At 48.8% G+C, this 14,953-nt stretch carries 12 protein-coding genes; 10 read left to right on the top strand and 2 right to left on the bottom strand.

Annotated elements, in window-relative coordinates:
- The first annotated feature begins 105 nt into the window (after positions 1–105).
- The 3 genes from AC1DVJ_RS18030 to AC1DVJ_RS18020 all read left to right on the top strand — a co-directional run bounded on the left by AC1DVJ_RS18030 (position 106) and on the right by AC1DVJ_RS18020 (position 1,928).
- Positions 106–1,077: a copper amine oxidase N-terminal domain-containing protein gene (locus tag AC1DVJ_RS18030; RefSeq protein WP_477592618.1), complete on the top strand. Its 972-nt coding sequence runs from the start codon at positions 106–108 to the stop codon at positions 1,075–1,077.
- A gap of 97 nt (positions 1,078–1,174) precedes the next feature.
- Positions 1,175–1,555, top strand: coding sequence for a hypothetical protein (locus AC1DVJ_RS18025; RefSeq protein WP_477592617.1), 381 nt, complete (start codon positions 1,175–1,177; stop codon positions 1,553–1,555).
- 70 nt (positions 1,556–1,625) lie between these two features.
- Positions 1,626–1,928: a hypothetical protein gene (locus AC1DVJ_RS18020; protein WP_477592616.1), complete on the top strand. Its 303-nt coding sequence runs from the start codon at positions 1,626–1,628 to the stop codon at positions 1,926–1,928.
- A 331-nt stretch (positions 1,929–2,259) separates the two neighbouring features.
- Here the strand turns inward: AC1DVJ_RS18020 and AC1DVJ_RS18015 are convergent, their stop codons facing one another.
- Positions 2,260–3,333 carry a LacI family DNA-binding transcriptional regulator gene (locus AC1DVJ_RS18015; protein ID WP_477592615.1) on the bottom strand — a complete coding sequence of 358 codons (1,074 nt, stop codon included), beginning with the start codon at positions 3,331–3,333 and terminating at the stop codon, positions 2,260–2,262.
- Between the two features lie 243 nt (positions 3,334–3,576).
- Between AC1DVJ_RS18015 and AC1DVJ_RS18010 the strand changes: the two genes are divergently transcribed.
- The 7 genes from AC1DVJ_RS18010 (at position 3,577) to bioC (ending at position 13,098) form a co-directional block, all read left to right on the top strand.
- On the top strand, positions 3,577–6,687 hold the full coding sequence (locus tag AC1DVJ_RS18010) for a beta-galactosidase (protein WP_477592614.1): 3,111 nt from the start codon (positions 3,577–3,579) through the stop codon (positions 6,685–6,687).
- Between the two features lie 471 nt (positions 6,688–7,158).
- The gene (gene bioA / locus AC1DVJ_RS18005; protein WP_477592645.1) at positions 7,159–8,520 is read left to right on the top strand and encodes an adenosylmethionine--8-amino-7-oxononanoate transaminase; all 1,362 of its coding nucleotides are present in this window, start codon (positions 7,159–7,161) and stop codon (positions 8,518–8,520) included.
- Between the two features lies 1 nt (position 8,521).
- On the top strand, positions 8,522–9,262 hold the full coding sequence (gene bioD / locus AC1DVJ_RS18000) for a dethiobiotin synthase (protein WP_477592613.1): 741 nt from the start codon (positions 8,522–8,524) through the stop codon (positions 9,260–9,262).
- A 13-nt stretch (positions 9,263–9,275) separates the two neighbouring features.
- Positions 9,276–10,274: a biotin synthase BioB gene (gene bioB / locus AC1DVJ_RS17995; protein ID WP_477592612.1), complete on the top strand. Its 999-nt coding sequence runs from the start codon at positions 9,276–9,278 to the stop codon at positions 10,272–10,274.
- A 22-nt stretch (positions 10,275–10,296) separates the two neighbouring features.
- Positions 10,297–11,475, top strand: a complete 1,179-nt coding sequence (gene bioF / locus AC1DVJ_RS17990; protein WP_477592644.1) for an 8-amino-7-oxononanoate synthase — start codon at positions 10,297–10,299, stop codon at positions 11,473–11,475.
- Complete coding sequence (locus AC1DVJ_RS17985; protein ID WP_477592611.1) at positions 11,472–12,266, top strand: alpha/beta hydrolase; 795 nt, start codon at positions 11,472–11,474, stop codon at positions 12,264–12,266. The genes bioF and AC1DVJ_RS17985 overlap by 4 nt, the downstream gene beginning before the upstream one ends.
- Complete coding sequence (gene bioC, locus AC1DVJ_RS17980) at positions 12,229–13,098, top strand: malonyl-ACP O-methyltransferase BioC (RefSeq protein ID WP_477592610.1); 870 nt, start codon at positions 12,229–12,231, stop codon at positions 13,096–13,098. Before AC1DVJ_RS17985 ends, bioC begins: the two co-directional genes overlap by 38 nt.
- A 41-nt stretch (positions 13,099–13,139) precedes the next feature.
- On the opposite strand, the gene thiC is transcribed toward bioC, so the two are convergent.
- The gene (thiC, locus tag AC1DVJ_RS17975; RefSeq protein ID WP_477592643.1) at positions 13,140–14,909 is read right to left on the bottom strand and encodes a phosphomethylpyrimidine synthase ThiC; all 1,770 of its coding nucleotides are present in this window, start codon (positions 14,907–14,909) and stop codon (positions 13,140–13,142) included.
- Positions 14,910–14,953 lie beyond the last annotated feature (44 nt).

Raw genomic sequence — 14,953 nt, 5'->3', positions numbered from 1 at the left:
ATTTGTGACTTGGTCAGTAGTAGTTGTGGGTATAAAGTGGGGTGTAATGGGCTGTTCAGAACATTGCATCTTCCAAATAATAACGATTGAAGAGGTGTTTCGAAGTTGAAGTTCAGTAATCGATTTAACGTGGCAGCGGGATTGTCTTTGGCATTATCTCTGGTGATGGGCGCGCAAGCATCAGCTGCGCAAGCGCCAATCGCGATGGACGTGTATCAAATTCCGATGCATTTTACATTTGATGGTAAGGAATACGCACCGCCGGAAGGCCAGCAAGGCTTCATCTATGAAGGTACGACTTATGTGCCGATTCGTTTCATTTCCTACTCTTTGGACAAAGCGGTGAGCTGGGATCCTTCTACCTACACGGTGAAGATCGAGGAACCTAAGGCGTCAGACAAAATCACGATTAACGAGTATAAGATTAATGCTCAGGTGTACACAAAAAATGATGCGAAGCTGGATAAATCCAACCTTGCCCCGAGTAACTTGAAGGTATACAAGGAGAAAATTTCCTATGTATTCGATGGTGTCACGAAAAGTCCTTCGGATGAATTGCCCGGCTATATTGTAGACGGCAGTTTATATGTGCCAATCCGTTTCTTTTCGGAGTCGGTGGGTAAGACGATTGATTGGGATCCGGTAACAAATACGGTTTTTGCGAATACTTCTGACGAGAAGAAAGAGACCGATGAGAAGTTGCCAGATGCGACGAAGCCTGGTACGTCTGGGCCAATCATTGGCGGAGGAGGCGGAGGTGGTGCGACAGTGAAGCTTTCGCTCGAGTCCATTAAGGCAGAGGCTGAAGGAAAGTTGTCAGCTCTTCAAGCTGAAGCTAGCAGCGCACTCTTTACACTCTTAAGTCAACATTCAGCCACAAATGATGCGAGTTTAAAAGCGAGTTTAATAGCTCAAGGGAGAGCGAAAGTTGCGCAAGTGGATAGCCAATTTTACCAAATTATGAGTGAAACAAGAGCTAAGCTCACTGCAAATGATCACGGCACTTCCATTATTACGACATATGAAGCACAGTATAATGAAATTAAAGCGCTTCAAGAAGCTTTGCTATCCCATTAAAGCGCCCATTTTTGGGCTTTTGTTCACCGAGTAGGCAATCGCACACATACAGTATAGTAGAAAATCAAACTATACACAGATTGTGAGTGATTCCGATATGACGAAGCGTGAAGATCAGGAATTTAGACCACCGCTCGGAGGGCATGGGGGCGGTATTGGACATGGAATCGGAGGTCCAGGCGGCATTGGAGGCCCAGGACACTTCCCCGGAGGCATTGGTGGTCCCGGACACTTTCCAGGAGGTATTGGAGGTCCTGGTCACTTTCCAGGAGGACCAGGCCATTTTCCTCACCACGGGGGCGGATTTAACAATTTGTTGCCTTGGGTAGTGGCCCCATTGTTATATGGCGCGGCGACGCAACCGTACTATCCATACCCATATCCATATCCTTATCCATATCCATATCCATATCCGCCGTATTATCCGCAATATCCACCATATCCGTACCCTGTGAAAAGGGATGAGGATGATTTGTAGTCTCCATAGCGCCCTAATCGACATGCTGTCGGTTGGGGCTTTCTGTATTCTGCCTACTATTTGAAGTATAATGGTTAAATTACAGTCAGATAGTGAGGTCGAGTGCAGCATGGCGTCCATTGCGGACAAGGTATTTATGGGTTCTTTGATTTTAATGATGGTATCCGTTGTTATAAGCGGGGTTGGCTTTCAATTCGTGAATTGGAAATCACAAGTGACCGATGAGCTAGAGGAAGAAACGAAAACGAGCAGTAATCGGAAGAAATCTGTTATGGATCGCCAAGATAAAAGTTTGAAGCGAGTCGGGCGCTCTTACTTATTTTGGATTGCGCTTGCGGGCATGCTTGTATCCGTTGTGCTTAGTTATTTATAAAATATGATTGTCCGTAACGGACACAGGAGACGTTATTTGGGTAAAAATCAGGCTTTTGAAAAGCTAACGGGCACAGAAGACGCTATTTCGAGGAATTCAGTTCTAAATCAAGTTGTTTTGCCTCAATAGAGGCGCTGATGTCCGTTAGCTTCTGATAAAACCAATTTGGTCGAGAATAAGGTCCGTAGTGTCCGTTAGAATAGGCAGATGGTGGACTGGACAGATTGACGAAATAGTAACGGTAGATGTGGGCAGATTGACGAAATAGTAACAGCAAACAAACACGCCGAATTCGGCGTGTTTATTTGCTGTGTTCAAACGAATCGCTATGTTAACCGGAATCCCGCGCGATGAAGCGAGAAGATAACACAACTTTCTCCACTTGTCTGCCCGGGTGTTTCAATCGGTATAGCAGCGTTTCTACAGCTCGAATGCCTAGCGATTCCTTTCCGAGCTCAATCGTGCTAAGTGCAGGAGTCGCGTAGGCGGCGGCTTCGATATTGTCCAGTCCAATGACCTTAATTTGACTAGGTACGTCGAGGCCGTGCCGTTTTAAGATAGGTAACAGTGCGAGCGCTAAGTGATCATTGGCACAAACAAAACCATCGGGCATGGTTTCCTGGGTTAATGCCGCTACTTTGCGCTCCAAATGCTGAAGCATGTGTGGCCCGGAGTAAGTGATTTGCCATTTTTTCAAATGGTAGTGCTCAGCGGGTCCCGCTATATCCTCCAGCGCCATGCGGCAGCCCCACCAGCGCTCTTTAAAGCTAACGGCGAATTGATCATCGCCAATGAAAATAACGCGCTTCGCGCCAGCGGAGAGCAGGCGTTGACAGGCCATTTTGCCAGCGTCCAAATTATTATTGAGCACACTATCGACTTCGATGAGCGGTTCATTATGGTCAATGAGGACGAGCGGAATCCCGCTCATTTTCAAGGAAATGACGGACTGCGCAGGAAAGGTTCCTGCTAGCAGCTGCCCAATGCAATGTGATGGATCCAGATAGGAAGGCATCTGCAGTTGGGTCTTGTGGTGAGGTGCAATGGGTACGATGAGATGCTCAAAGCCTAACTCTTTGCTAGCTGTGGCAATACCGGTGAGGACTTTTCCCCAGAAAGGGTTATCCTGTAAATAGCCCGACTGAATCCAGACCAAGATATAGGGCGTAGTTTCGGCTGTTGTGTGCGTACCTTCATTCGTTTCCTGATTATCAGCTTGAGAGCTCTTCGGCGAGCGTTGCGTATGAGTCTGCTGGAGCGTATAGCCCATGGCTTTCGCGGTCTCCTGAATCCGAAGCCGGTTCTCTTCGCTAACGCCTGATTTACCAGATAAAGCTTGAGAAACGGTATATTTGGACATACCGAGTCGGTCGGCAATTTGCTGCATGGACACTTTTTTACTCATGATAGACATCCTTTTATGTTGAAGATACTTAATTATTCATATTGAGCCTAACAAATCTATTCTTTATGATCCGAGTGAGATTGTCAATATTCGCTTGGTTAACGGGCATATTTCAAAAAAAGATTGACCTCATCTAAGAAAGTGAGTAAATTATGTGCATAATCAATAGTTGTTAGCCTAACAAAAATAACAAATTGCAAATAATGTGTCTTTGGGACACACACCCACTTGGAGGATGAGAGCATGCTTACAACGATCATATTTTACGATCCCGCGTTTCCATACGAAGGAATCCGGCCTGATGACAAGGCTGTTGCACAGCTTGGAGAAATAGGAAGAGTGGTTGGAGCGGAGGGGCTGGAAGAGGCGCTGCAGCAAGGGGCAGATAATTTCATCCATCTACATGGACGTTACTTTCCTAAGTCAGCATGGAATGCCATCCTCACATATGCACGTAAGGGCAAGGGATTCGTACATCTAGGCAGCGCACCTTTCCGAGTACCGGCCTACCTAGGCGCAGAGGGCTGGGAACTGGAGATTGAGCAGACGGCTTACCATCAGCAGCTTCAAATTCATGAAATCCTTTCTGTTGATGACGCACCCATTGCTGGATATGCCGCTAATGCGGAGTTACCGCTGCTTGCTGGCAAGGAAGAGTTGATTGCTATCCAACCAACGGTTGGATTCGCCTTACATGTGACGCGGACCGACGATCATCCAGGTCAAATAGGTTCCAGCGGCCCGATGGATGCGCATTTCACGCCTTTGCTGAAAGGGATATCGAAAGATGGACGTGAGGTCGCGGCGCCTATTGTGCTTCTTGAGAACACGAAGGGTGCGTTCGCTGGGAGCCGTTGGATTTTCGCCAATGTGGTCACGGATGAAATGTTCTGGAACAACGGAGGAGCTGCGTTAGTGAGCGAGTTGGCTGCTTACACCAAGCGAGGCGTTACGGAAATTTGGTTCAAGCCGAACTATGCTTGTTATGATCCAGGCGACCGTGCAGCTTTGACTGTTCAATTGCAGACGCTAGCGAATCGGAACGAAGTTCGTTCTGAGAATGTGTCTTGGACATTCCACGTTGAAGTGATGAAAGAAGCGACCCCGATCTGGACGACGGATTTCGCGATGAACGCGTCACGAGAGCTCTCTTTTAAAAAGGTAAACATGCCCATCGATATCGAAGCGGGTTACTATACAGCGGTTTGTAAAGCGGTCGCCAATACGGGGGAAACGCGCACGTTTAACCAAGGCTTCTGGGGATATGATGCAGAGTTGCTTCGCGAAGGGACGCCGATGTCCTGTGATCGCGACTACTTCTGGAAGGACGGACGTCCGCTTCCGATCGTTGGGATGACGTATATGACGAGCGATGTGGCGAGGAAATTCTTGTTCCTGCCGAACGTTTCCGTGTGGGACAGGGATATTGCGCAAATGGTAAAAGCAGGCATCAACCTACTGCGCACTGGCGTTTGGTCGGCGTGGCGTCAAATTATGTTCGTAGACGGGCATCCGTATGAGGAAGTGCTGCGCAGTATTGATGCTTTCATTTTGACTAGTAAAAGGCATGGGATCGAGGTCACGTTCAATTTCTTCTCGTTTACACCAGAGTTGTGGGAAGGCGTTAATCCGTATTTGGATCCGCGCAGCGTGGAAGCGCAGAAGCGGTTTATATCTTCTGTGGTGTCCAGACATAAGGAAACGACAAATGTGCATTGGGATCTGATCAATGAGCCATCCATGTTTAATCCGAGCAAGCCTTTTGCTGGGCCGCAGTCGGCACATGATCCTTTCGAGCGCGAAGCGTACGTAGCTTGGCTGGAGAATCGTCATGGGGATATTCGCAAGCTGCAAGAGCGTTGGAATATGTCTCCTGCCGAGCTGCCGAGCTTTGCCAGCGTTCGTTTACTTGATCGTTCCGGGGTGAATATGAACACGACGGAGACAGTGGAGAAGAAAGGTGCACCGTGGCTGGACTACACCCTTTTCACCATGGATATGCACAATCGGTGGGCGAAGGAATTGATTGCGACGATTCGCAGCATTAATCCAGCTCAGCTGGCCACAGTTGGCCAAGATGAGGGGTTAGGGGGGCAGCGGCCATCGCCATTCTTTTACGCAGAAGCAGTGGACTATACGACGGTGCACACCTGGTGGTTGATGGACCAATTGGTGTGGGACGGGATTTTCTCCAAGGCGCCGATGAAGCCAAGTTTGATTCAAGAAACCGGCATTATGTATGTCGAGACGGCGGATGGACGTGCGAAGCGTTCGGAATATGAGCTTCGTAACATTTTGGAGCGTAAATATGCTTATGCATTCTCAACAGGCGGAGCGGGTGCTGTGCAATGGATTTGGAATATCAACTTCTATATGAACAACATCAATGAGTCGCATATCGGAGCGCTTCGGGCAGACGGAACGGAGAAGCCGGAGGCGGATGTTTCTTATGATTTCGGGGCATTCATGGGCGAGATTCGAGATCTCTTCGTTGGCCGTAAACTAGAGGATGTTGTTGCTGTATTCCCGTATTCGAATGATTTTTCCACGCGAAAAGTTGCCGGTGACGCAACAGCTAAGCTGACACGCACACTAGCATATGGCATGAATGTGCCATTCCGCGGGTTAAGTGAGTATCACTTGGAGGCGTTGGTGTCTGATCAGCCGAAGCTGATTATTGTGCCGAGTGCACATAATTTCAGCGATGACGCTTTGGAGCGGTTGACGACGCATGTGCGTGAGAACGGGGGGACTCTTCTCTTTACTGGACCTCTTGGTTTAAATGAGTACTGGGCACCTGTTGCACGGTTGACCGATATTGTTGGCGAAACCGTGCTCAGCAATATTGTTCGCGAAGAGGCGATGGTCTTGGACGGCGAGATGATTCCTGTGTCGTTCGGCGGTGCACGGATCGCTCAGCTGAATAAAGAAGTTGCGCTCTCCGATGACGGCGACTGGAATTCTCAACATGGTATCGTTCGCAGCTATGAGCTAGGCAAAGGGCAGCTGATCTGGTGTCCACTACCCGTAGAGCTGGGTGAGCGTACTGATGTGTTAGAGAAGCTGTACGCGTATGCGTTGAAGTCAGCCGGCGTTGAGGCGGAGCTGACGTGGGTGAAGGGGGGACAGCTGCCGGGCGTTTACGGGCGTAAGCTGAGCTTCGATGCCGGCGCATTGTTTATCTTCGTCTCGGAGTTCGGCGTCGACACGCAGATCGAAGTGACTGATCCGGCAACGGGCCGCAGCTACGCGTTCGAGCTGGAAGCCGAACGTACGGTGATGTTCGCCGCGAATAGTGCGGGCGAGTTGTTGGCGGTGTATCGACCTGAACAGGTTCAGGTCGAGTTGAAGTAAGGATGAAGCCCCCAAATGAGAAGAAGTTCTCATTGGGGGTTTATGGTTGTAGGACATACGGCGGCGAATGAGCTATAGTCCGAAAATGCCGACTTAATTGAAGCAAATTCCTCAGTTACCACTTTAATTCGATTTCGCCGAACTATTGGACCGATTTACAAGGTGGCAGATGATTGAGAGCATTTTAAGTTGGTGTAATCGGACTACTGGTACGAGTCTCCACCAACAGTCGCAAATAAGCAGGATAAATCGGACTACAGCCTCATCAGGCTAACACTCCCTAACCATTCTGCGCAAAAAAGCCCCTGCGGGAGAGAAGCTTATGCTTTTCTTCTTCAGGGGCTTTTAGTTGTGCGCGATCTGGTAAAATTTGCTTTACAGAATTCCCCCGATTTGTTAGAATTGCCAAAGTTGATTGTCAACCTAAACTAACTCATATTGGTTGACAATTAAATCCTTAATGGATGGTGAATCATTGTGCTAACGAATTATGAACGGCTTGCTGCCCTGAATAAGGATTACTTATGGCATCCTTTTACACAAATGAAAGACTACAATAACGCTGACCCGCTCATTATTGAGCGAGGGGAAGGCATGAAGCTGTTCGATGTCCATGGACGCGGGTATTGGGACGGTTTTTCATCCGTCTGGCTCAACGTACACGGACACAATGTGCCTGAGCTCAATCAGGCCATCACGGATCAGTTGGGACGCATCGCCCATTCCACGCTGCTCGGAATGGCCAATGTACCAGCGATCGAGCTTGCTGAGAAGCTGGTGGGAATTACGCCGAAAGGTTTAAACAAGGTGTTCTACTCGGATTCAGGTGCGACGGCGGTCGAGATTGCGATCAAAATGGCATTTCAATACTGGCATAACCAGGGAGTACGAGGTAAAACGAGGTTTATCACCATGAATCAAGCGTACCACGGAGATACCATCGGTGCGGTAAGTGTCGGCGCCATTCCTCTTTATCATGAAGTGTACCGCCCCATGTTATTTCCTTCGCACGTCATTCCCTATCCATGCGCTTATCGCCATGATGGGGGTGAGACGGAGGTATTGGAAGCTACTCTCGGTTCACTGCTTCATTTACTGGAAACGCGGGCGGATGAGATTGCCGCTCTCATTGTGGAGCCCATTGTGCAAGGGGCTGGCGGCATCGTTGTTATGCCGCCTAACTGTTTGCGTGAAATGTCAGTGTTGTGCCGGAAACACGGCGTACTGTTGATCGCTGACGAGGTAGCGACTGGCTTCGGGCGGACGGGAGCAATGTTCGCTTGTGATCTCGAAGAGGTTACACCTGACTTGATGGTGGTTGGTAAAGGGCTTACAGGCGGTTATCTGCCGGTGGCTGCAACACTCGCGACAGATGAGATCTACCAGGCGTTCTATGCGGATTACCAAGAGCAGAAGACATTTTTTCACGGGCATTCCTACACAGGCAACCCGCTTGGTTGTGCGGTTGCGTTAGCCAGCTTGAAGTTGATGGAAGAGCGCAGCATGGTTGAAGGGGTTCGAGCGAAGGCGGCATTTGTCGAGCGTAAGCTCGCTGCGTTGAAGGATCACCCGCACGTCGGTGATATCCGTCAGAAAGGATTGATGATCGGAATCGAGCTTGTACGCGATAAGGCTACACGAGAGCCGTATGATTGGGCAGAGCGAATCGGTGTGCGCACAAGTCTGCGTGCCAGAGAACTTGGCATGCTAACAAGACCACTTGGGAATGTGATGGTCTTTATCCCTCCGCTTGCTGCTAATGAAGCTGAGCTCGATGCGATGACTGATATTTTAATAGAATCCATCATTAGCGTTACAGAAAGGGCTCATTGATATGAGCAGAGAGAGCGTTGAAAGGATACGCGGTTTATTTGTGACAGGGACAGACACTGGCGTTGGGAAGACAATGGTCACTGCGGCTATTACTGCTGCTCTTCGAGCCGAAGGGCTGAATGTGGGTGTCTGGAAGCCTGTTCAATCCGGAGCCCGGCTAGGCAGCGGATTGACCGATGCGGAGAGATTGCTGCAAATTACGGGAATTGATGAGCGACCCGAAGATGTGGCGCCATTTACCTTCGAAGCGCCGCTTACGCCGCTGCTAGCCGCTAAACAGGCGGGTGTGACCCTTACGCTCAAGGAGCTGATCGCAGCAGGTGTCCCCCTTACTAAACGTTACGACACGTTGCTCATCGAAGGTGCAGGTGGCGTCGGTGTACCGCTTACCGATGACAGTCTTATGGTGGATTTGATCTCTGAGCTTCGGATTCCAGCGTTAATTATTGCCCGTTCCGGCCTAGGCACGATTAACCACACGCTTCTGACTGTGTCATTTCTGAAGGCACATGGTATTCCGATTGTAGGCATTATTTTGAATGACGGGGAAGGGATGAACCCGCCTGACGATCCGAGCATTGCTACCAATGCGGAGCTAATCGAACAGTATAGCGGCACTAAAGTTCTGGGTAGATTCCCCAGCTTACCCGCCAATTCCAATCCGGAAATGTTTATACAAACCGTTCGACAAACCATCCAATTGGGGCCGATCAGACAGGCATTGAAATACATTCATACATAGGAGGATGATTGAAATGAATACAATTATTGATGATTTGAAATGGCAATCGCTTGCACAGAAAGCGTTACAAGGGGAGTGTATTACGCTAGAGGAAGGGCTCGCCGTTCTAGAAGCCGACAATGATGAAGTGTTGTTGCTGCTGCAGGCTGCCTTTCAGGTGAGGAAACATTTTTACGGTAAGAAAGTAAAGCTGAACATGATCATCAATGCCAAAAGCGGGCTCTGCCCCGAGGACTGTGGCTATTGCTCGCAATCCATTGTTTCGACGGCGCCTGTGGCCAAGTACACACTGCTTGATAAAGATACGCTGCTTGCTGGTGCGCGTGAAGCGTTGGCACGCAAAGCGGGAACCTATTGCATTGTGGCGGCTGGTAAAGGTCCGACAGACAAGGAACTGGATCAAGTCGTAGACGCAGTTAAAGAAATACGTGAAACGATGCCGCTCAAAATTTGCGCATGTCTGGGCATACTCAAGGGCAATCAAGCTGAACGACTTGCCGAAGCAGGCGTACATCGATACAACCATAACTTGAACACCAGCAAAGCTAATTACACATCGATTACCACGACGCATACATACGACCAACGTGTTGAAACCGTGGATCAAGTAAAGTCGCAAGGCATGTCTCCTTGTTCCGGCGTCATTATCGGCATGGGTGAGACCGATCAAGAAATTGTTGAAATGGCTTATGCACTTCGCGAACTCAATGTAGATTCGATTCCAATTAATTTCCTGAATGCGATTCCGGGAACCCCGCTAGAACACGCAGGCCGTACGCCTTCGATGAAAGCGTTGAAGGTACTGGCTTTGTTCCGTTTCATTTGTCCATCGAAAGAAATTCGTGTGGCCGGTGGGCGTGAGGTCAACATCCGTACCCTACAGCCACTGTCCCTATATGCTGCAAATTCACTCTTTGTAGGCGATTATTTAACGACAGCCGGTCAAGACGTAACGGCTGATCATCAAATCATTGAAGATCTGGGCTTTGAAATCGAATTAAACGCCCTTTAAGGTTGTGATAACCATGAATGCCATGAACTGGATAGAAAAAGAACTCGAGCTACTCGCTGAAGCCTCGTTGGAGCGATCCTTGCACAGAAGTAGTCCGGTAGTCGGATCTCCAGGCTACATTGTGCGAGGGGAAAGAGTTCTGCTCAACTTGTCATCCAATGACTACCTTGGACTCGCCCAGCATCCCATAATCATTGAAGGGATGAGGAAGACGCTGCTTACAGAAGGAGCAGGTTCAGGTGCTTCAAGGCTTGTAACGGGCAATCGGCCACCGTATGAACGACTTGAAGAAGAGATAGCCAGCTGGCAGAAATGTGAAGCCGCACTCGTTTTTGCAAACGGCTATATGGCTAATTCTGGTGTTATTGGCACGCTAGTAAGCAGGGGAGATGTGGTTTTCAGCGATCAATGGAATCACGCGAGCATGACGGACGGCATTATAGGTAGTCGAGCAGAACACGCTCGGTATCGTCACAATGATATGGCTCATTTACGTGCGTTATTGCATAAGTACCGAGATAAACGACGGAAGTTAATCGTAACGGACGCTGTGTTCTCGATGGACGGTGATCAGGCGCCATTGCGTGAGTTGGTGGCGCTTAAACGCGAGTTCGGAGCTATGCTGATGGTAGATGAGGCTCACAGTGGGGGAGTTTACGGGAAGCGCGGAGAGGGATTATGCCACGAGCTCTCTCTGCAAGATGATGTGGATATTCATATGGGGACGTTCAGCAAATCTTTCGGTGTCTATGGCGCCTATATCTGCGGCAGTCGTATGCTTATTCAATGGTTGGTGAACAAAGCGAGACCGCTCATCTACTCGACAGCTTTACCCCCTTCGATCCTAGCTGGTATTTCAGAGGGGTTAGCATTGGTCCAAGCTGAGCACTGGCGCCGAGAAAGGCTATTCGCGTTAAGCGAGCTATTTCGTTCCCATCTGAGGGCGGCCGGTTTCACGATCGGTGTCGGCAACTCCCCGATTGTACCCGTGATTGTGGGTGATAACACTGCGACGTTACGCTTTAGCAGTGCACTTGAAGCTGAAGGTATTGCAGCAGTAGCGATACGTCCGCCAACTGTTCCAGATGGCACAGCTCGTATTCGCTTCTCGTTATCAGCCGCCCACACAGAAAAGGAACTGATGGATGCTGCTGAACTAATCCGCAGCCTTGGATTCCAACTGGGAGTGTTGAAGCGATGATGTCATATGTTGAGAAAGCGCGGACAGAGTCCAAGACAACCATGCTATGGCTGACTGGATGGAGTATGTCGGATCAGGTTTTCGATCGGCTGCGAGCGTTGTTGCCTGATTTTCATCACCTATCTGTCGATTACAGTAAGGCGGATTCGCCTGAGGACATGCTACTCTTGACGGAAAGGGCCGCCATGCATAGCGTTTCAACTTGTCAGACGAAGGATGTTCGTGGCAGGCTATTGATCTGCGGGTGGTCTCTCGGTGGATTATTGGCACTGAGATTAGCAGCCAAAGGATACGGGGATGGACTTGTGGTAATTGCAGCAAACGCTCGGTTTACCCGTTCTAAAGAAGAGAAGGAGCTAGGATGGTCCGTTGCAGCCATTAGACAGATGATGACAGGGCTACAGAAGGATCCTCAAAGTGTTGAAACCAAATTTCGAGAAAACTTATTTACAGAAGCGGAATTAGAAGAAGGTCTTGAAGGGGCACTTCCTGTCCTTGGTGGATGGACAATCCCTGGACTTCTATCTGGCCTCCAAATTCTACGAAATGTGGAAATCGTGTCTGAGCTGCCGACTATCTCTTGTCCAGTGCTGGTAGTTCATGGAACTGCAGATAAGATATGCCCTTACGGCGCTGCACGAGAGCTTGCAGACCAATTGCCGCATGCGGAGTTAATGACAATTCCTAATCGCGGGCATGTTCCGTTTGTGGCAAGGGACACTGATATAGCTGATAAAATGAGGAGTTGGTGGCATGAACACGAGGACAACCGCTATTCGTCGTCAGTTTAACCGTAGCTCCAAGGGTTTGTATGATCAGCATGCCCATGTGCAGCGAAGCATGGCTGACAGACTTGCACAATCTCTGCTGGACGTCCGCGCAGACGGGCGCAACATTCTTGAGATTGGCTGTGGCACGGGGGCTCTCACTGAAATTTTGCTTCACACGTGGTCGTCATCCGTGTCGATTACTGCACTTGACATCGCACCAGCGATGATCAAAGTGGCTGAACATCGAGTCCGATCGAGTGGATGGAACGAGATAGATGCCGGAAACAGCCTATCGTCTCGTTTACGTTTTCTTGTTGGAGATGTTGAAACGTGGGTGGATGATGTTCCATCAGCTTCATTTGATCTCATCGTCTCTAACGCCTGTTTCCAATGGCTGAATCATCCAAGGCAAACGCTGGGGCATCTTCGGCGGATTCTTCGTCCTGGAGGCAGGCTGGTTTTCACCACTTTCGGGCCTGATACGTTTCATGAATTGCACGAGTCATTTCAAGAGGTTTATCGAGCAAGTGGTATAGAACCGCAGCGGCATGGGCTGACTTTTCAATCGAGAGCGCAGTGGAAGGAATGGCTTATAGAAGCGGGATTTTCACATATCCAAGTTGAGCGTGAGGTTCGAAAGGAAACGTATACTTCCGTTAGAGAATTTCTTTACTCCGTAAAAGCAATGGGAGCGAGCACGTCAGAAGCCATTGCATGGCAGGGTCTCAGTACGCGACGCCTGTTCGCCAAGATGTATGAAGAATACGAAGAAAAGTTCGGAATACCTGGGGGCGTTGTAGCAAGTTACGAAATTCTTATGTTCGGAGCGGTGGCAGATGAGGAGAAAGGGTGAGAGGAAAAGAGGGTTGCTTCTGTTTCAGCAACCCTCTTAATTTACGTATAAATGGCGTGCCCCGCTTTCTTGAAAGCCTCCGACTTTTCACTCATTCCTTGTTCAATGGCTTGCGCATCCTCAATGCCTTGCAGCTTGGCGTAGTCTCGGATATCTTGGGAAATCCGCATGGAGCAGAACTTAGGTCCGCACATCGAGCAAAAATGAGCGATCTTGGCACCTTCTGCAGGTAGTGTCTCATCATGGTACGCGATGGCTCTTTCTGGATCCAAGGATAAGTTGAATTGATCATGCCAACGGAATTCAAAACGTGCCTTGGATAACGCATTATCGCGATCCATGGCGCCTTTATGTCCTTTGGCTAAATCAGCGGCATGAGCAGCAATTTTATAGGTGATAACCCCTTCACGAACGTCATTTTTATTGGGCAAACCCAAATGTTCTTTGGGAGTTACATAACACAGCATGGCAGTACCAAACCAGCCTATCATCGCTGCTCCAATGGCCGAAGTGATATGGTCATAGCCTGGCGCAATATCCGTTGTAAGCGGTCCTAATGTGTAAAAAGGAGCTTCGTCACAGATTTCAAGTTGTTTATCCATATTTTCCTTGATTAAATGCATAGGTACATGACCAGGACCTTCTACCATGACTTGCACGTCATGCTTCCAGGCGATTTTGGTGAGTTCACCTAATGTTTCTAGTTCTGCAAACTGAGCCTCATCATTCGCATCTGCAATGGATCCTGGGCGCAACCCGTCGCCTAAAGAAAAGGATACATCATAGGCTTTCATAATTTCACAGATCTCTTCAAAATGGGTATACAGAAAGTTTTCCTTATGGTGGGCGAGACACCAGGCTGCCATAATAGAGCCGCCTCGAGAAACAATACCTGTTACTCGTTGAGCCGTAAGAGGGACATAACGCAGCAGTACACCAGCATGAATGGTAAAGTAATCGACACCTTGCTCGGCCTGTTCAATCAGCGTGTCACGGTACACTTCCCACGTCAAATCTTCTGCTTTGCCATTCACTTTCTCTAGTGCTTGATAAATAGGCACGGTACCAATAGGAACAGGGGAGTTGCGAATAATCCATTCCCTTGTTGTATGAATGTTTTTACCCGTAGAGAGATCCATAATATTATCAGCTCCCCAGCGAGTAGCCCATCTCATTTTTTCCACTTCTTCTTCAATGGAAGACGATACTGCAGAATTTCCTATATTCGCATTTATCTTTACGAGAAAGTTACGTCCAATAATCATAGGCTCACTCTCAGGGTGATTAATATTTGCAGGGATGATCGCTCTGCCGCGAGCGACCTCGTCTCTCACAAATTCCGGAGATACATTTTCGCGAATCGCGATATATTCCATTTCGGACGTGATGATACCTTGACGTGCATAATGCATCTGGGTTACATTACGACCTATTTTCGCTCGCATAGGGTGACGATGTAAGCCAGGAAAAACCTCAGCAACGTGCTCTCCCTTGGTATATCCGTTATCTTCCGGTTTAATCGTTCTGCCTTCATACAGTTCAACATCGCCGCGTTTTATAATCCAATTCGTACGATTAGGTGGAATACCTTCACGAATATCAGTTTGGATCTCCTCATCTGTATATGCGCCACTCGTGTCGTACACCCGCAAAGGGGCGTTTTCCTGTTCTCCGTAAGCACCTGTGGTAGGGCTCAGTGTGATTTCACGCATGGGGACTCTGATGTCCTTTCGTGAGCCCTCGACATACACTTTTTTGCTTCCCGGAAAAGAGGAGGTTGAAGAAGATACGGTTTCTTTACTTGTTTCCATTGACATTTACCACGCCTCCAATAATTGATTGTGATCAAGCGGAG

It is taken from the genome of Paenibacillus sp. P4_A9, from assembly GCF_056402415.1.
The sequence above is the reverse complement of the archived record's forward strand: the minus strand, read 5'-3'. Positions and strand labels throughout refer to the sequence as shown.

Bases quoted from the DNA above. Each gene is read 5' to 3' on its own strand.
- AC1DVJ_RS18025 (WP_477592617.1), top strand. From the start codon at position 1,175: ATGACGAAGCGTGAAGATCAGGAATTTAGACCACCGCTCGGAGGGCAT.
- AC1DVJ_RS18020 (WP_477592616.1), top strand. From the start codon at position 1,626: ATGGTTAAATTACAGTCAGATAGTGAGGTCGAGTGCAGCATGGCGTCC.
- AC1DVJ_RS18015 (WP_477592615.1), bottom strand. From the start codon at position 3,333: ATGAGTAAAAAAGTGTCCATGCAGCAAATTGCCGACCGACTCGGTATG.
- AC1DVJ_RS18010 (WP_477592614.1), top strand. From the start codon at position 3,577: ATGCTTACAACGATCATATTTTACGATCCCGCGTTTCCATACGAAGGA.
- bioD (WP_477592613.1), top strand. From the start codon at position 8,522: ATGAGCAGAGAGAGCGTTGAAAGGATACGCGGTTTATTTGTGACAGGG.
- bioB (WP_477592612.1), top strand. From the start codon at position 9,276: ATGAATACAATTATTGATGATTTGAAATGGCAATCGCTTGCACAGAAA.
- bioF (WP_477592644.1), top strand. From the start codon at position 10,297: ATGAACTGGATAGAAAAAGAACTCGAGCTACTCGCTGAAGCCTCGTTG.
- AC1DVJ_RS17985 (WP_477592611.1), top strand. From the start codon at position 11,472: ATGATGTCATATGTTGAGAAAGCGCGGACAGAGTCCAAGACAACCATG.
- bioC (WP_477592610.1), top strand. From the start codon at position 12,229: ATGAACACGAGGACAACCGCTATTCGTCGTCAGTTTAACCGTAGCTCC.
- thiC (WP_477592643.1), bottom strand. From the start codon at position 14,909: ATGGAAACAAGTAAAGAAACCGTATCTTCTTCAACCTCCTCTTTTCCG.